The following is a 16702-nucleotide window of genomic DNA, read 5'->3' as shown; positions in this document are numbered from 1 at the left end:
GACCTCATAGTCAAGCATGACTATAATGGGAGTATTACGTAAACGAAAGGAGCATGCCGAATGGATGAACGGGAGTTGTTAATTCTAGGGCTGTTGATGGCTCAGAGTCAGCACGGCTATCAAATCAACGATTTTATCGAGCGGAATTTGGGCCGGGTATCCGATATGAAGAAGGCGACCGCCTATTCGCTGCTCAAACGTTTGAATCAGTCCGGCTACGTCCATGTTACCGTCGAGCAGGAAGGCAACCGCCCTCCCCGCCAAGTATATACAATTGCCCCTGAAGGCGAGAAGCGCTTCTATGACCTGCTCCATACCGCTCTGTCCCATACCGAAGATATGACCCCCTCCGGTGACATTGGGCTAATGTTTCTGGATCATCTTCCGCTCAAGGAAGTCATTGACAACTTGCAGAAGCGAGTGGATAAACTGGAACTGGTGCTGCAGACATATGCCCGCGGAGCTAAGCACGGCAATGGCCTTGGAGTTGATCTGTCGATCGAGCATCGGGTTTACCTGATGCAGGCCGACCGAGATTGGCTGTTGACTGTAATCGGGCGGCTGAAGGAGCAGGGTGCTTAATAGTCAGGCGAAATCTAACCAGTTTACGTAAGGAAGGGAGCTCGCAACGCGAGCTCCCTTCTTCGTAAGCCAATCAAACATTCGATAAACAATCCGAATCCGCCCTCTACTTCCGAAAAGTTGTAAAAGTGCAGGATTTTCTCCCCCTTCCTGTTCAGGGCTAATGGATTGCTTAACAATATTGAACTTTCGGATGCAAACGGATCAAAAATCATATATTTTTGCAGGATTCGTACGAATGAGCTCCACAACAATCGGGCAACCTCCGGTTCCCCCGAAAACTTAAACTTCTATAATACGCAAAAAAACCCGACGCTTGCGCGCCGGGTTCTTTATTCGGGTCTTACAGTTTTACTACGTTCTCAGCTTGTGGACCACGGTTGCCTTGAACTACGTTGAACTGTACGCGTTGACCTTCGTCAAGAGTTTTGAAGCCGTCTCCTTGAATAGCGGAGAAGTGAACGAATACGTCGCTTCCGCCTTCAACTTCGATGAATCCGAAACCTTTTTCTGCGTTAAACCATTTAACTGTACCTGTTTGCATTTGTAAAACCTCCAATAAAGTTTTTAACATGTAATTCCTATTTACGCGGAGCAAATAAAAAATTCACACATTGGAAAAGGTTCCATACCAACCTGATGATAACCCTTTACATTATGCGAATTAGGCCCTCATATTATGCGATTGAGTTCATTGTAGCACAACCTCCTAAGAATAGCAAATCCTGAAATGACTTTAAAAACAACTCTCCGGCAGACACCGAACCACGCAACTTCAAGCCATCTGCCGCCCTTTCCTACCCACTACTTCACTGCCGCAGCACGCTCCATCACCTTAAGCGCCTCCCGCTTGCTAAGCGGAGCAAGTGGATGATTCGCAACGAAAGTGCGAACGGGATCCGGTGCAGTCTTGGAATATTCTCGCAGTGCCCATCCGATCGCCTTTTGCAAGAAAAACTCCTTGGACGCCGCACACTTCAAGATCATCGCGAACAATAGCTCCACATCGGTCTGTTCCTTGTACTTCAACTGAAATAAAATCGCGGTACGCTGCAGCCATATATTCTCACTATGTATCCATTTGTCCGAGTAAGGCCTGATCATATCCGGGTTCTTCGCGAGCAATGGACCGATTAAGTTCGATGCCAGTAAATCAACTGTGTCCCACCAGGAATTGGTCGTGATCGTATACTCCAGCAATTCAATGCGTTCCCTTGGGGCATTCTTCCTCAATCGCATCAACAGGCCCATGGCGAAATATTGATACTCCCGTTCAGGAAACTGCCATAGCGTTCGGACGACCGCTTCCACTTCCGATTGATCAGGCAGCCCATGCTGCTTCAGGAAACGATCGGTGACGATCTTGGCCTGCGGGGTTGGAATACCCAGGAACTCGAACTGATCACGCATGTATCGCTTCATGGAAACTGCCCGTTCTGGATCCGCATTCCCTTCCATCTCGTGGCGAAGTGCTGCGATATATGCGTTCTCCATCCTATGATACCCCTCTCGAATTCTTCCCAAACCATCGGTCCTTATTGAATTCTCCACGTCGCCTTCAAATCCTGTCTGAAGTAAGGTAAGATTAGAAGGTAGTTCACAACCTTAACAAAGGAGTTGCTCGAACGATGCACAATGACGCTATATTCAAACAAGCACAAATGATCCGTAACATGGTGCTTGGCAATCTGGTAGATGTGACGGAAGAAACAGCGAATCACATTCCTCAAGGCTTCCGCAATCATTTGCTCTGGCAAGCAGGACATATCCTTACCTCCCAGGAAGGGATGGTTCTCGGCTTGGCTGGCCTCCCGCAGCAGCTTCCGGAAACGTACAAAGCTCTATTCGGCACTGGCACGAAGCCTGAAGATTGGACAATCGAGCCACCCACTCTTGGAACCGTCCTTGCCCAACTGCGTGATCAACCGAGCCGATTGAAGGAACTGCTTGCCGACAAGCTGGACCAACCTACAGCCATTCCTTTCAAAATCAAGGAAAATGCTTTGGATACAATCGGTGAAGTCTTGATCTTCTCCTTGTTCCATGAGGGCATGCACGCTTCGTCCGCACAAGCTCTGAAGAGAGCAATCGCCGCTGAAACCGGGGCTTGATCCAGTCATCCGTCTAATAAAACCAGGGACTCTAACCGAGTTAGATGGTACATTCCATCGATCGGCTAGGGTCCTTATACCTTATGGACTTATCCCTTCCTCCCCGCTTGCAGGGCGGCTTCAATCAGACGGTTCACGGCCTTCACGTCTACACTGGATACGGGACTATCCTCCACCCCGTACTTATCCTTCAGCTTGGCAATACGATAGACGCTCTCATCCAACCGTTTCTCTGATATCGTCCCGTCCGCCACGCGCTCCTTCAGAGTTCGAAGAACACTCAGCTGTTGCTCGTAGTCATGGCCGACCAACACGATATCGCTGCCAGCCAATACGGATTTCACGGCTGCAGCGCCGATGTCTTGATGCTTGGTTATGCCGCCCATCGTCATGTCGTCGGTAATGACCACCCCGTTGAACTTCATCTCTTCGCGCAGCAAGCCAGTGATTACTTGTGGTGACAAGGACGCAGGATTCTCCTCGTCAAGCTGCGGCAACAGCAGGTGACCAATCATGACGGCATCCGTCTGCTGCTTGACCGCTTCCGTGAATGGCTTCAATTCGAAAGCTCTCAGCTCCACCAGGCTCTTGCGGATGACCGGCAGATCGAGATGCGAATCGACGGACGTATCTCCGTGGCCAGGAAAATGCTTCACGACCGGTACAACTTGCTTCGATTGAAGTCCCTTCATAACCTGTAGTCCATGCTTGATGACTGTCTCAGGATCAGCCCCGAAAGATCGGTTACCGATGACAGGATTGTTCGGATTGCTGTTCACGTCCAGCACCGGGGCGAAATCCATGTTGAAGCCCAAAGAGCTCACTTCATCTCCTAACGCTTGTCCAATCTGGTAGGAATACGCCGACTTATTCACCCGTCCGACTTCCTGAGCCGTTGGAATCTTCACGTACTCTGCCGGAAAGCGGTCGACTCTTCCCCCCTCCTGATCGACACTAAGCCATAGTGGTAGCGCGTTGGATCGATTCGTTTCCTTCAATTGGTTAAGTAGAGCTTGGGTTTGCGCAGCGCTGGTGATGTTGTCTTTGTATAAAATAAACCCGGTGACCCGATACGATTCGATCATCTTGCGGGCATGTTCCTGCATTGTGGTCCCGTCTAGACCGACGAGTACTAGTTGACCGATCTTCTCATCGACCGTCATCTTAGCGATCCTCATCTGAATCTCATCGACAGGCGTCGGAGACGGAGTCGGGAGCGGTGTTGTGATGGGGGTTGGACTGCTTGCCGCAGGACCTGAAGGACTTGAAGGCACTGCACCTGTACCCGATTTCCCACAACTGATGACGAGCAAGCTAATGAGCACGAAAAGCATTATGGCGATGTAGACAGATGAAGCTTTGTGTATTCGTGGCATAAGTTTCCCTCCTTGGGAGCAATATCTCCACAATCGGTCTTTCCCATACCGGACATTATAGAAGAACCCGCACAGCGCTGCAACGATGCCATGCAGCAGCTAGACGTAAACAACGTTCGTGAACATCCCTCCGGCATACGTTTTCCGTAGCACTTATCCCCTTTGTTTGATAAGATAAGAAAATGAATAAATTGATATGGTTGGGATGCTTGTCGTACTTAATCAACGGACTCGCTCACGTAGTAATCGGCCCTGTACTGGAGCCTATGATCAGCCATTACGGGGTCAATTACTCAGATGGCGGGCAGTTGATAATGAATCAGTTTTTTGGCTTTCTTATCGGGGTGCTGATCTCGCCGCAGATTCTGCGCAGATTGGGCCGACGCATGACGATCGTCATGGCGCTCGGCTGTCTAACTGCAGCCGAGACGGTATATAGTTTCCTTCCTCCATGGGGATGGATGCTAACGGTCAGCCCTGTCGCCGGGTTCGGCTTCGGGATCGTAGAATCGGCCGTCGGGGCCATGATACTTTCGGTGATCGTAGAGAAAAAAGCTTCGGCCATGAGCCGAGTGGAAGTGTTTTTCGGTGTTGGGGCATTAGTGATGCCCGGTATAGCTGCTATCTTGCTTAGACAAGGACTGTGGGAGTTATCGTTTCCCTTCGTTGCCGTCCTGTCATGCATTACGATGTGCATGTGGCTCTTCATGCCGTTTGGTAAAGCGACAGACCGGATGCTGCAAGCCGGAGCTGTTACCGCAGCCGATATGTCGGACACAACAAGAGAGGGAATAACCGAGAAACCGACAACGGTTCGCCCAGAGAGGAGATATACGCTTTCCATGCTTATTGCGGGGTCTCTGTTCTTCTTCCTCTATGTAGGCACGGAGATGAGCTTCGCCAATTACATTCCGTCCATCCTTCAAACTACGTCCGGTCTGAACGAGTCTACCGCAGCGATTGCCGTCAGCTTGTTCTGGGGGGCGATGGCGATCGGCCGCTGGTTGCTCTCCTTGATTGCAGATGGGATTCGGTATACTCGGTTCCTATTGCTTACTTGTGCCGGAACGGCAATCGGGCTGGGGCTAATCTCGCTAACTAGTTCCGCTCCTCTGAACCTCACGCTCATCATCATACTCGGCCTGATCATGGCTGGCATGTTCACGATGGGACTGATCTTCATCAACGAGGCATTACCAGGGACGACCGAACGTACGACCAGCATACTCATTGCTTTCGGCGGTTTGGGTGGCGCGTTTCTGCCCAAGATGACAGGTTCGATGATGGATCATTTTGCACCTGAAAACTCACTCTTGCTGCTGTCCGGATGCGCTCTAGCGATGCTGATCGTCGTAGGAGTTGCCGTACGATTCGCCCGTAAGAAGAGTGGCACACCTCTAGTGCAGGAGCCCCAATCGTATATTGCTGCAAAGGATTAAACGTGGTACAATAAATTAATTGGTATAAAAGCCTAAATTTCTCGTATACTAAACATGTCCTTATAGAACTGCCCTGATCGGGCAGTTCTTTTACATTAAAGTCTACGCCAGAATGGCAGGCCAAAGGAGGAAGTTGACTTTGTACTACTCGAAGAAGAATGTGGAAGAAGTTCAACAAGAGGAAACCAATGTATGGATGTGCAGTACCCCAGGCTGTTCGTGCTGGATGCGTGAAAACTTTTCCTTTGTCGAAACTCCGCTTTGCCCGATTTGCAAATCAGAAATGGTCAAAGATATGAAGATGCTTCCTGCGCTTCTGAATACGAACAAACGTCATTAACTTCCGGCATAGCGCCCCTTACTCACACAACCAGATTTGACGGGTCAATCTGCCTTTCCGTATCTCACTGCGATCCAGGATGTGGAAGCCGGCTTGAGCAAGTTCCCGATCAATGGATTGCGTGGTAATAATGACGACGCGACCTGCGATCCTGCGAACACATGCCAACAGCTCCAATTGATCTGCATCGCTAAGCACCGAACATACATTATAGGGCAGATCGACAATGGCCGCATTATAGGCACCAACTACGTCTCGCATGTCCTGCAGTCTAACAACATCGGGATACCCGAAATGCGCTAAATTCGCCCTTGCCCCTACGATGGCAAGCGGATTCAGATCGCAGCCTACGATATCGATGCCCATCGACAACGCTTCTACAATAACAGTCCCGATGCCACAACATGGATCGATTACTTTCATTCCCTGCGGACGAGGGACCGCAATATTCGCAACGGCTCTAGCCATTCTGGTGGTTAGGGCCGTTGAATATTGACGGGGCTTATCTTTGTGCCGCAGCCATACCGCCTCGTTGTCCCGGCAAACTCCCAGCAGCCAACGCCCATCTACGGTGCGAATAACCCCATATCGCCGATCCGGCGTGCGCATCTCTGCCTTCCCCCGAACCTGCGCTCCGATCGATCGTTCAATCACTCGTTCCTCCTCGTACGTGACTGCAACGTCTCCTCCGCTTGCTACGTATTGAATCTTGAACGTCGCTCCTTCCAACTGCAAGGCACTCGCCTGATCGGCCAACTCCTGCACCGAATGGCCTTTCAGATCAACATCTATCCGTTGCTTGACGAAGGGACTGCGGCTCGGATCGAGCTTGATCGAACTTTCTACATAGCCTCCTTGTGGTTCGAGGCCGAATAAGGTTCGCAGTTCCATGCGACACAAGGGCAGCTCGTCTTCATGGCAGACGTACGTGTAGATGTAGACCGGCTTATTGCTTGGTTCAATGACCATCTGAAACGACTCCTTCTGACCCTGACAGCCTGGTTCTCGTTATTTGTACAACCCTATGGAATATGCGACAATACAATAGATATGGAACCCTTCGAAGAGGAGCACCTCAGCATGAAACCAAGATTCGCCGCCATCGTAAGCGCCATTCTGCTCGTATACGTTGGCATTCATTATTTTGTAGGCTGGAATGTGCTAGTGTTTCTGAACCACGTCTTCCATCTGGAGCATACCGGATTGTATTGGCTGATCTTCTGGTTCATCTCCTTCACTTACTTGTTGTCCCGTCTAGCCGAACGTTTCCTCCCCCACGCTCTTGTTACGTTGTTCAAAATAATAGGGTCGTGCTGGATGGCCGTGTTGTTCTACCTGTTCCTGCTACTACCTATTGCGGATCTGGCCGCGCTGATTCTTCATCTCGCATCGGTCGACGCTTCCACTTATGTCCCGGTGCTAGGTACCATCGTCAGTATCGCCATTCTGCTCATTGTTATCCAGGGCGTATGGAACGCATGGACACCCATTGTTAGAACGTATGAGATTACAATCCCTAAGGCGACCGGCGATCTGCAAGAGCTGCAAGTCGCGGTAGCTTCCGATCTTCATCTGGGCGCGCTAGTGCGCAAATCCTACTTGAACGTGCTCGTGAGGCGGATGAATGCCATGAAGCCTGATCTCATCCTGCTGCCGGGAGACGTGCTCGACGATTCCCTTGAACCGTTCATCCGGCAAAACATGGCTGACTCCATGAAACAATTAAAAGCACGATTCGGCGTGTATGCCGTCTTGGGCAATCATGAATATTTCGGCGGCCATATCCAGGATTATGTGCGTCGCATGAAGGAGATCGGCATCGAAGTTCTGTTGGACCGCGTCGTCCGCGTAGCCGATCACTTCTATATAGCCGGTCGGAAGGACAAGACAGCTGAACGCTCGACGTCAGAGGGGCGATTAAGCCACGAAGCGCTGCTAGCCGAGACGGACAAGGCGCTGCCCATCCTCATGATGGACCACCAGCCGTTCGGCTATGACCTCGCTGCTGCCAGCGGTGTTGATGTACTGTTGTCCGGCCACACCCATCGCGGTCAGATGGCGCCGAATTTCTTGATCACCCGTCGGCTGTTCGAGCTCGACTGGGGCTACAAGCAGAAGGGCAATATGCACGCGATCGTATCTTCGGGATACGGCACGTGGGGACCGCCCATACGAATAGGGAGCCGATCAGAGATTATTCGATTGGTGATTAAGTTTGAGGCACCCGAGTAATCGCAGTTGTCAAGCTGAGGGATAGAAACCTCGGGTCGCTCTGGATGTGTGGGACAGCTCCAGCCGTTGTTGAAATCGTGTTTCCTTGGATTGGATTGGTTGGTTGGAACACGATTTCAAAGACGGCCCGTTCCTTTCCGCTTGTCCCACACATCCTTCCGCTCTCGGTTTTCACCTGAGCTTACTGCCAGCACCCGATTATTCGGGTGCTTTGTTTGTTTAGGGAGTAGTAGTAGAATGGCCGGGCTCGGACGCCTTCGGTTTCTTGGTGCGCGGGGCGAAGCCCACGGCGGTCGCAATAAGCGCGACGCCGTTCAGGATGAAGACGATAGGAATCGAGATCCAGCCTCCAAGCGCACCACCAGCGATAGGGCCTGCCATCGTCCCTATCTGATTGGCCGATTGATTCAAACTGAACGCCCGGCCGCGGAATACGGCTGGCGTAGCCTGCACGATCATGGCGTTGATCGACGGGTATACAGCTGCGAAGAAGAACCCGTAGACGAACCGGAGCGCACCGAATCCGATTAGACTGTGGAAGAAATATTGCAGCACATTGCCGATTCCGCCTCCGATCAATCCGATGAACAGCGTGTTCTGGTACCCGATCCGCGCCCCGATCTTCCCCCATATCGGGGCGGCTAGCACGGTCGAGATCCCCACAGCGGAGAAGATGAAGCCCGCACTCAGCGATGCTGTATCGTGCGACGCCCCCAGCTTCAGCACATAAATCGTCAGCAGCGGCTCCAGCACCATGACCGAGGCTGCGATGATCATACTCATCCCGAGCAGCCGCATGAACCGGCGGTTGGCCCCGGCTTCCTTCAGATCATCCAGTACGCCGGACCGTGTGGCGTTCCGGTTGAAGTTCGTCTCCTTCGCGCCAATCCAGGCGATTAATGCTGCCACAAGCACGACGACACCAGACAGTACGTACGATTCGCGATATCCAAAAAAACGACTACTCACACCGCCGACCAACGGTCCGATAATCCCTCCAGCCGCCCCCGCCGTCGATATAATGCCAAGAGCGTAACCGACTTGCTTCTCCGGTGTATTCGTTGCAACCAGAGCGATCGAGGATGGAACGAACCCGGCCAGCAAGCCCTGTAATATTCGGACGCCCAACAACTCATAAGGATTGGTTACGAAATAAGTCAGCAAGTAAAGAACAGCCAAGCTGAAGCCAGACCGTAGAATCATCGGCTTGCGCCCGTATTTGTCCGCGAGTGAGCCCCAGTAAGGGGCAATTAAGGCGCTAGCCAGAAACGTAATGCCGAACGCAAATCCCGACCATGTCTCCAAATGGTTCTCCACACCCAAATCCCGGTTCAAGAACAGCGGGAGAAAGGGAACCGACATGGAGTAGGCCATGCTGCAAAAAAAGATACCCGTCCATAATACGTACAAATTGCGTTTCCAAGACAGTTCCATAAGCCCTCCTGCATTTAAAGCCGTCTGTCCATTATAGCACCTTCGATTGCAAAAAAACTCTATGAATCCCCGTCTGGAGAAATCATAGAGTCTTATTCGAGTCTAAGTACACAGCACTTTCTCCACAATCTCAGCCAGCTTCGGTCCTTCGAACGGCTTAACTATGTACGACTTCGCCCCGTGCTTGATCGCCTCAAGCACTTGCTGCTTATGCCCCATCGCCGAGATCATCACGACCTTTGCCGCCGGGAACGATTTGAGCAGTATTTGCAGCGCTTCGATCCCATCCACACTGGTCATACTGATATCAAGCGTAACGAGATCGGGTTTATGGTTGATGTAGATCGGCAGCACTTCGCGCCCATCCGACGCTTCGGCAATGATTTCATGGCCGGCGCGTTCCAGGGCTGACCGTATGTTTTTGCGCATAACTGCTGAATCGTCCACTATCATTATTTTTGCCACTGTACGCCCTCCTAACAATTAGTCCAGGTGCACCGCCAGAATACTGGCTAGCTCCGCTTTGTGCTCCATCGGAATATAAATAAGTCGAAACGAACCGTCCTGCGACCCATACGCTTGTACGTAGGATCGTTTGCATTTGGCGCGAATCTCCGCTTTGGTGGTCAGAATCATTAAAGGGTTCCCTAAAAAAATATCACGCAGCTCCCGGTCTGTCAAAGCATTCCCCGTGATCACATTCGCTACTTCCGCCACGACTTCCGCCGCATACTGAGCTGCCTCGATGTCCGTGATGCTCTCAATCATGAACTTCCTGGCTATGCAACGGGATAACCCTTCCTCCACGGTGAACAGAAATCCGCCTTGCATCGCGCCGCTTATCTGGATGAACGCTGTTACATCCTCGAGCTTATGCTTACCTTCTGTTGCCGTTGCTTGGATCTGCTCGATGGAACCCAGCCCGAGTTGCTGCAAATACCGTTCTGTTGATGCTCGAAATAGCTGGAACAGCTCGACTTCCTGTTCTACGCTAGTGTTGCTTTCCAAGTGTGTTCTCCCCCTCATTCCCTTGATCTGGAAGCAGGAACACGAATGATGTTCCGGCCCCCGCAACGGTCGTCACCTGAATCTCGCCACCCAGGCGGTCGACCTCTTCCTTCACGGCAGACAAGCCGATTCCCCGGCCCGCCCACTCCGATACTTTCTTAGCCGTAGAGAACTGCTCCCGGAAAATAAGCTGCAGCACCTCGTCGTCCGTCATATTCGTCTGCCCCAATCGATCACCCTGGCGGCTTGCCTTCAACCGAAGGGCAGCCAGATCGATGCCTCGACCGTCATCACGGATTACGATGCGGAGTTGGCCTCCTTGTCGGGACACCTCGATCGATACCGATCCACGCCCATCTTTCCCGGCAGCAAGCCGTTCCTCCTCGCTCTCAATGCCGTGAATCGCGATATTGCGCACCACGTGCACGAGCGACTTGGCGAAGCCATAGTAGCGCTCCGTGTCGACCTGGACGTCGCCTCCGTGCAGTTGGACCGCGTGAAGCAGAAGACCCTTGCGCTCCGCCAGCTCCTGCAAGTACGGTGGGTACTGCTTCAATAGCGTCTGGATCGGTTTGTACCTCCAGGCATTTATTTCTGCCAACAAGCGGTAGTCTTCATCCGTACTTGCTTTCGCTTCTACCCAGCGCTCCAGCTCCCGCCATTGCTTAATCGCGATCTTGACCGACTGTCGCTGCCCCAACCCCTCGAACGCGTCGCCCAGCATGCCCTTCAGTACCGCTTCTTCATCCTTCAGCCACGTATCCATCCGTATCGAGCTGATGCAGGTAGCTAGCTGGTCCGTTGTGAACCCATCCGGTCTGCCTAGCAGCTCCTGCAAATCCGATTCCAGATCGTGCAACCGGGATACCATTCCATCAATTCGCAGGAAGCCGAAGCTGCCTTTGAACGTATGTACGGCGCGATAGAGTGCCAGCGCCTTCCCTTCCGGGCTATCCTCGCCGGCGATCGTCTCCGCCGCTTCCGTATGATGGAATCGTTCGAAATCCCGAGCGATGTCCGCGTAATCGTCAGCATGAACGACCGCCTGCACCATCATCTTCAGCCGATTTTGTTCTTCCTGCATCTGGAGCTCCAACCGCCGTTTGTCCGTAACGTCGGTCAGCATGAACATGAGCGACGCCACGAGGCCAGTATCACCCGAAGGAGCAAACGGCTTCACTTCCACAAGCAACGTGCGGTCCATGATCGTCACCTCATCTGGCAACAGCGATAACATCAATTCTCGCTTTATCTCGTCGGTCTCTGCGAAATATTCGCTTAGAATCGAAGTCAGTACCTCATCTTCTGACGAATCCCCAGGACACAGAAGCTCCGCAAGTAACATCCCGGCAATATCCTTCGTGAACATACGTGTGCATTCCACACTGTACTCGTCCTTCACTTTCAAATCCGGCCCAATGGACAAAAATCCTTGGTTCGCGTTGTCCAGCAAACTGCGAATCGCGGCCGTACGCTGCTCCACCGTGTGCTCCAGCACTTGATTCCACTGCATAATTTTCTGGATGGCAATTACGATCTCCGCTTCCGCGTGCAGCACATGCTTCGGAATCGCTTCGACCGAACGACCAGCGGCGACTTCTTCCAACGATGCAGTAAAATGGCGGAGCGGCAAGATGATACGGTGCCGGAGCAAATAAATGACCAGGACGAGCAGCAGCACCAGAATGCCAAGCGAGATTAACCCTATCGTACCGAGTCCGTCCACCGCCTGCGCGGTAGATACAGACTCCACTTGTGTATGAATGATGCCGATCGACTGACCTGCCATGTCTTTGAAGGGGGCATCGACTTTAACGAGATAATGTTCCCGTATACGCTCCATCGAGAATTGCTCTTGATCCGCTTGACCACGGCCTAATTGTAGTTGCAGCGTCTCTTCACTGATTTGTTCCGAGGACGTGATATATTGGCCGGTCTGGGTTAGTAGAGCAATATCAGTCTGCAGCCTATGCCCAAGCTCCTTCATAATATCATCGTCCAGGAAACGTCCGGTGATGAGTAATCCAACAGCCTCACTCTCGCCTTGATCTCCCGTTACTTGCGAGACGGCTACAACCGCCACCCCTTTAGAAGTTTGCAGGATGCCGGAGAATGCCTTCTCTTGCTTGAACCGCTCCAGCAATATTCCGTACTGCAGCTTGCCTGTGAATTCCTTGACATCCCCTGCCTGCACAAGTATGTTACCCTGCAGATCGGTTTCTGCAACGAAGTTCACGTTCGGCACGACATCCGTCATGTCCCCGATGTTCTTATTCAGCCAGGCAATATCGTGAGTTAACACCGCTTGCCTGTTCGCTTCCCAGTAGCCGTTCGTAATGGTGACGCCTGATATCGTCTCCCCTAAGGTTTCAATCGACATTTGCGCCGCATGGTTGGCCAGAATCGACTTTTCTTCCTCTACCTGCTTCAGTCCGGCGAACGTATGGATGTAGAAATACGCGAACAACGCCATGATCGGAACAACGACTAACAGCACGATCCATAGTAACAGTTCCACGGTAAAGGAACGCTTTCGGCGGACGTGTTCTTCCAATCCAATCCCCCCGAATCGAGTCAGATCTATATCTATGTACCCAGATATATATTCTACACCCCTATCCACAAACCCTTTTAATCCATCAAAAGTCCTATTAAAAGTCAATCATTCGACTAAATACGGCATAGCAGAGAAATACGAATACCTCTGAAGCAGATCACTCCAGAGGTTCATGGTGTTCGAATTTAGTTGGGCACATAACGTCTACACTTAGTTCGCTCTTCAGTACTTTCTCCACAAAAGAAAGTGGAACGAACACGTTGCCATCCTTCAGCTCAGGCGCTTTGCCAAGCTTGATAAGCATCTTCGCGAAGAATTTCAACAGCGGTGGAGTACCATCCCTTTCACCAAATAACCCAACAATGAATAACTATTCACGGATTAGCTTACGTCGGACAGACTCCTAGCGCTTAGGGTGTGCCTTGAGCCAATCCAGCACGTCTTGAATGTTGTTCACCGGGACGATTGTCAACCGTGCAGACCCCAGTCTTGCCTCAGTTTCTTGCCCGGAGGGGACGAAGAAGACATCAGCTCCAGAACGGTCGATTGTATAAGTTTTCTGTTCAATGCCGCCAATGCGTCCAATCGAACCATCCGGATTAATCGTTCCTGTTCCCGCCATCTTGTTACCGTTCGCTATACCTCCCGGGGTCAACTGATCGATGATTGCGAGTGTAAGCATCGCTCCATGAGAAGGGCCGCCTTCATGAGCCAAGTAGTCGTGGAACGTTACTTTGCGAGGCAGATCGTACTCCAACTCGTCCTCGATCTGTATACCGAACGCTGCCTGATCGGCATTGTCTGGATGTACCTTCGTACCTACGCGCAGCAATTGCTGTTTGCCGTCCCGCTTCACGCTAAGCGACACTTCCTCCCCGGGACGAACGCCGAGCATGAAGGTGGTCAACTCTTGCGACACCGTGATGCTGCGACCATTCACTTCGAGGATTACATCCCCCGGCCTGAGCTTCCCTTCCGCTGGCCCGTCGGCCAGTACGGCGGACACCTTCACTCCATGCGGCACCGCACCCTTCCCAAGTCCCAACTGACTGAACGCAACCGCACTGCCCAGTTTGTCAGCCTCTGTCTTCAGGTCCCGCACGAGGCTGTCGTAGGCACCGAGCGACATGCCCAGCTTCTCCTTCGGCTCGAACTTATAATGCGGGAACAGCTTGGCGAATAACCAATCCGCTGGAAAAGCTGGCCGCTCGAAGACGAGCACGCCAATCATCGGGCCGTGCGCGGTCCCGCCCTCGGCGGCGGCATACCGGCTCATGTTGATTGTGATGCCGGGGTACGTCACTATGTAGGACGTCGGCCATCCCAACGCCAGCAAGAGCAGCGCGGTGGCGGCCGTTGCGGCGAGGCTGCGCCATGGGATGGCGCGGCGCCGTCTCTCTGTCAGCGCGAGGTCGAGCGCTGCGAACAGCCAGGCCGCGCCGAGCAGGCACGCGGCCCACACCAGCCGGCGCGGCTCCATCAGGAGCGCGCCGAACACGGCGGCGGAAGCGGCGAGAACCGCCGCTTTCGCCAGTACTGCCGCTCCGGCTTCGAGCCGGGAGCGGGGGGTTGCCGTCGCCGCGGCGACGGAGGCGGGCGCGGCGGCGCGGGCCGCAGGCGCGCGGGCGGCAGCAGCCGCGCCGCCGCGGCGCAGGGCCGCGAGGCCGAGGATGGCGGCAGCCATCCAGGCCAGCGGGACGAGCAAGATGGCGTAAGCCAGCGGGTCGATCAGGTCGATCCAGAACAGCTGCTTTCCCCCGCCCAGCCGGATCGGATCAGGAATCCAGATCAGTTCGCCCAGTAAGAAAATAAAGATGGCCCACGCCATCCCGAATATGTATAACCTCGTAATTCGCCTTGTCCCGCGCTCCATAGATCGTTCCTCTATTCGCAAAATTTATTGTTATTTGGTTCAACACAATAACCAGATCATAACGTGATTAAGCTTAACCCGAACGGACACAGAAGCTCTTATTTGTTGATTTTAGGGTCGAATCGCTTCCTATCGGACCCTGGATCCCTTATTTGCCTGTCATGCAGCCCTAACGCATGGAATTGTGTGAAATAAGGACTGCTGAGTCCGTAAGGATCGTGCAACAGATGGGTATACATCAAATAAGGTCTCTGGTGTCCGTTCATTTGGTCGAGATCTGATTTAGGTTTTGAGCCTCTTCTTTTCCACTTAATCTCATTGTAACGAAGTACGGTGCCTTTGACCATTTCAAGTGGAGGATGCGGTATAATACTTGTAGAAAGCTGTGTATGAGAAGGAAGAAGTGGAGGCGATACGATGCAAGTACGCACCCCGTTGAACCAACAGCAGAAACAGCAGAAACAGCAACAGCAACAACAGCAACAACAGCAACAACTGCAGCAGGGCCAGCACTTGCTGATGAAGCTAGCGCTCACACCGGAGCTTCGACAATCACTTCACATCCTTCGGATGTCCGCCACGGAGCTGGATAGCTATTTGCAGGAGCAGGTGCTGGACAATCCGATGTTGGAATATATGCCTACTTATGCGGCTTCATCCGACTTTTACAGTCCGGTCGACAGCACGCTGGAGCAGTGGCTGATCGATCAATTACACCTAATTCCGCTCTCCCCCGCTGTTAGGAGGACCGCCGATTATATAGCAGGCAATCTCGATGACAATGGTTACTTGCCGTTATCGCTTGAGGAGATTGGCTCCGCTGCCCGCCAGCCCCTGGCCGTGGTTGCCGCCGCTCTGGAAGTCGTGCAGTCACTTGAGCCCGCTGGCGTTGGCGCACGATCCGCGAAAGAATGCCTGCTGCTTCAGATCCGTAGAGATCGTGATGCCGCGGCTGGTGCATACGAAGCTGTGAACGAGCACCTGCACACAATCGCGCAGGGCAAACTCAAGGAGCTGGGCGACCGACTGGGCTTCCCTATTGAGCAAACGCAGGCTATCATCGAGTATATCCGTTCAACGTTGAACCCGCGTCCGGGACTCGCCATCGGCAACGTTAGCAAGTCGGAATACATCGTACCGGACGCTTACATTCGATTATCAGAAGCAGGCATCGAGGTTGAGATCCATAGACAGGCCATTATTCGTCTGACCGTCAGCACGCAGTTGGATGCTGCAGGCCAAACATCCGATGACGATGTCTCCCTGTACATTCAGGAGCGGACTCGGGCCGCCCGTGCTGTTATGCTCGGATTGGAGCAGAGGGTCACTACATTGACACGGGTCGTCGTGGCACTGGCCGAGGAGCAGGCCGCCTTCCTCGAACACGGCCCTATCGCGTTAAAGCCGCTTCAATTGAAACAGCTCGCCTTGAAATTAAATTTACACACCTCTACAATTAGTCGGGCCATCCGGCAAAAGTATGCACAAACACCCTATGGATTATTTGCGCTCAAGCAGTTTTTATCAGGTGGTGTGCCCACCTTCAATACAGAGGTTGCAGTATCCTCCAGTCAGGCTATGGAACGCATTCGTAGCTGGATCGCCGCTGAGAACAAGAAGAAGCCATACTCCGACCGCCAGCTGGCGGAATTGCTGGCTCAAGAAGGCATTCGCCTCTCTCGTCGAACCGTTATGAAGTACCGGGAAGCACTGCGCATCCTCGCTTCTCCATATCGCAGGGTCCGGTAGT

16 protein-coding genes are annotated in these 16702 nt (G+C 52.7%); 6 read left to right on the top strand and 10 right to left on the bottom strand.

The genetic code is table 11. From position 1 onward, the window contains the following. Positions 1-60 precede the first annotated feature (60 nt). Positions 61-582 carry a PadR family transcriptional regulator gene (locus tag AC1DWB_RS05410; protein ID WP_477540016.1) on the top strand — a complete coding sequence of 174 codons (522 nt, stop codon included), beginning with the start codon at positions 61-63 and terminating at the stop codon, positions 580-582. A 343-nt stretch (positions 583-925) separates the two neighbouring features. On the opposite strand, the gene AC1DWB_RS05405 is transcribed toward AC1DWB_RS05410, so the two are convergent. Continuing rightward, positions 926-1126: a cold-shock protein gene (locus AC1DWB_RS05405; RefSeq protein WP_284642949.1), complete on the bottom strand. Its 201-nt coding sequence runs from the start codon at positions 1124-1126 to the stop codon at positions 926-928. 260 nt (positions 1127-1386) lie between these two features. After that, positions 1387-2076 carry a DNA alkylation repair protein gene (locus AC1DWB_RS05400; RefSeq protein WP_477540015.1) on the bottom strand — a complete coding sequence of 230 codons (690 nt, stop codon included), beginning with the start codon at positions 2074-2076 and terminating at the stop codon, positions 1387-1389. A 134-nt stretch (positions 2077-2210) separates the two neighbouring features. On the opposite strand from AC1DWB_RS05400, the gene AC1DWB_RS05395 reads away from it, so the two are divergent. Continuing rightward, entirely contained in the window at positions 2211-2693 is a 483-nt protein-coding gene (locus tag AC1DWB_RS05395; protein ID WP_477540014.1) for a DinB family protein, read from the top strand. Positions 2694-2782: 89 nt separating this feature from the next. On the opposite strand, the gene nagZ is transcribed toward AC1DWB_RS05395, so the two are convergent. Then, positions 2783-4069 (bottom strand): beta-N-acetylhexosaminidase, encoded by a 1287-nt coding sequence (gene nagZ, locus AC1DWB_RS05390; RefSeq protein WP_477540013.1) that lies wholly within the window; start codon positions 4067-4069, stop codon positions 2783-2785. Positions 4070-4251: 182 nt separating this feature from the next. Here nagZ and AC1DWB_RS05385 point away from each other — a divergent pair, with 182 nt between their 5' ends. After that, positions 4252-5508 carry an MFS transporter gene (locus tag AC1DWB_RS05385; protein ID WP_477540012.1) on the top strand — a complete coding sequence of 419 codons (1257 nt, stop codon included), beginning with the start codon at positions 4252-4254 and terminating at the stop codon, positions 5506-5508. Between the two features lie 112 nt (positions 5509-5620). After that, a complete protein-coding gene (locus tag AC1DWB_RS05380) occupies positions 5621-5848 on the top strand; it encodes a cold-shock protein (protein ID WP_477540011.1) in 228 nt (75 codons plus the stop codon). Positions 5849-5866: 18 nt separating this feature from the next. Here the strand turns inward: AC1DWB_RS05380 and AC1DWB_RS05375 are convergent, their stop codons facing one another. Further along, positions 5867-6817, bottom strand: coding sequence for a TRM11 family SAM-dependent methyltransferase (locus tag AC1DWB_RS05375; protein ID WP_477540010.1), 951 nt, complete (start codon positions 6815-6817; stop codon positions 5867-5869). Between the two features lie 111 nt (positions 6818-6928). Here AC1DWB_RS05375 and AC1DWB_RS05370 point away from each other — a divergent pair, with 111 nt between their 5' ends. Then, positions 6929-8080 (top strand): metallophosphoesterase, encoded by a 1152-nt coding sequence (locus AC1DWB_RS05370; protein WP_477540009.1) that lies wholly within the window; start codon positions 6929-6931, stop codon positions 8078-8080. A gap of 219 nt (positions 8081-8299) precedes the next feature. On the opposite strand, the gene AC1DWB_RS05365 is transcribed toward AC1DWB_RS05370, so the two are convergent. The 6 genes from AC1DWB_RS05365 to AC1DWB_RS05340 all read right to left on the bottom strand — a co-directional run bounded on the left by AC1DWB_RS05365 (position 8300) and on the right by AC1DWB_RS05340 (position 14559). Further along, positions 8300-9514 carry an MFS transporter gene (locus AC1DWB_RS05365; RefSeq protein ID WP_477540008.1) on the bottom strand — a complete coding sequence of 405 codons (1215 nt, stop codon included), beginning with the start codon at positions 9512-9514 and terminating at the stop codon, positions 8300-8302. Between the two features lie 102 nt (positions 9515-9616). Continuing rightward, positions 9617-9979 (bottom strand): response regulator, encoded by a 363-nt coding sequence (locus AC1DWB_RS05360; protein ID WP_477540007.1) that lies wholly within the window; start codon positions 9977-9979, stop codon positions 9617-9619. Positions 9980-9997: 18 nt separating this feature from the next. Beyond that, positions 9998-10522, bottom strand: a complete 525-nt coding sequence (locus AC1DWB_RS05355) for a chemotaxis protein CheX (RefSeq protein ID WP_477540006.1) — start codon at positions 10520-10522, stop codon at positions 9998-10000. Then, positions 10506-13076, bottom strand: a complete 2571-nt coding sequence (locus tag AC1DWB_RS05350) for an ATP-binding protein (protein WP_477540005.1) — start codon at positions 13074-13076, stop codon at positions 10506-10508. The genes AC1DWB_RS05355 and AC1DWB_RS05350 overlap by 17 nt, the downstream gene beginning before the upstream one ends. A gap of 160 nt (positions 13077-13236) precedes the next feature. After that, entirely contained in the window at positions 13237-13401 is a 165-nt protein-coding gene (locus AC1DWB_RS05345; protein ID WP_477540004.1) for a hypothetical protein, read from the bottom strand. An 81-nt stretch (positions 13402-13482) separates the two neighbouring features. Next, on the bottom strand, positions 13483-14559 hold the full coding sequence (locus tag AC1DWB_RS05340) for a PDZ domain-containing protein (protein ID WP_477540003.1): 1077 nt from the start codon (positions 14557-14559) through the stop codon (positions 13483-13485). Between the two features lie 810 nt (positions 14560-15369). Here AC1DWB_RS05340 and rpoN point away from each other — a divergent pair. After that, the gene (gene rpoN / locus AC1DWB_RS05335) at positions 15370-16701 is read left to right on the top strand and encodes an RNA polymerase factor sigma-54 (RefSeq protein WP_477540002.1); all 1332 of its coding nucleotides are present in this window, start codon (positions 15370-15372) and stop codon (positions 16699-16701) included. Position 16702 lies beyond the last annotated feature (1 nt).

It is taken from the genome of Paenibacillus sp. P4_E11 (genome assembly GCF_056401635.1).
This window is presented reverse-complemented; position numbering and strand designations above follow the sequence as displayed.

What these genes read in the sequence shown, in the direction of transcription:
- AC1DWB_RS05400 (WP_477540015.1), bottom strand. Translation starts at nt 2,076, where the DNA reads ATGGAGAACGCATATATCGCAGCACTTCGCCACGAGATGGAAGGGAAT.
- AC1DWB_RS05410 (WP_477540016.1), top strand. Translation starts at nt 61, where the DNA reads ATGGATGAACGGGAGTTGTTAATTCTAGGGCTGTTGATGGCTCAGAGT.
- AC1DWB_RS05405 (WP_284642949.1), bottom strand. Translation starts at nt 1,126, where the DNA reads ATGCAAACAGGTACAGTTAAATGGTTTAACGCAGAAAAAGGTTTCGGA.
- nagZ (WP_477540013.1), bottom strand. Translation starts at nt 4,069, where the DNA reads ATGCCACGAATACACAAAGCTTCATCTGTCTACATCGCCATAATGCTT.
- AC1DWB_RS05340 (WP_477540003.1), bottom strand. Translation starts at nt 14,559, where the DNA reads ATGGAGCCGCGCCGGCTGGTGTGGGCCGCGTGCCTGCTCGGCGCGGCC.
- AC1DWB_RS05395 (WP_477540014.1), top strand. Translation starts at nt 2,211, where the DNA reads ATGCACAATGACGCTATATTCAAACAAGCACAAATGATCCGTAACATG.
- rpoN (WP_477540002.1), top strand. Translation starts at nt 15,370, where the DNA reads ATGCAAGTACGCACCCCGTTGAACCAACAGCAGAAACAGCAGAAACAG.
- AC1DWB_RS05370 (WP_477540009.1), top strand. Translation starts at nt 6,929, where the DNA reads ATGAAACCAAGATTCGCCGCCATCGTAAGCGCCATTCTGCTCGTATAC.
- AC1DWB_RS05385 (WP_477540012.1), top strand. Translation starts at nt 4,252, where the DNA reads ATGAATAAATTGATATGGTTGGGATGCTTGTCGTACTTAATCAACGGA.
- AC1DWB_RS05380 (WP_477540011.1), top strand. Translation starts at nt 5,621, where the DNA reads ATGGCAGGCCAAAGGAGGAAGTTGACTTTGTACTACTCGAAGAAGAAT.
- AC1DWB_RS05375 (WP_477540010.1), bottom strand. Translation starts at nt 6,817, where the DNA reads ATGGTCATTGAACCAAGCAATAAGCCGGTCTACATCTACACGTACGTC.
- AC1DWB_RS05365 (WP_477540008.1), bottom strand. Translation starts at nt 9,514, where the DNA reads ATGGAACTGTCTTGGAAACGCAATTTGTACGTATTATGGACGGGTATC.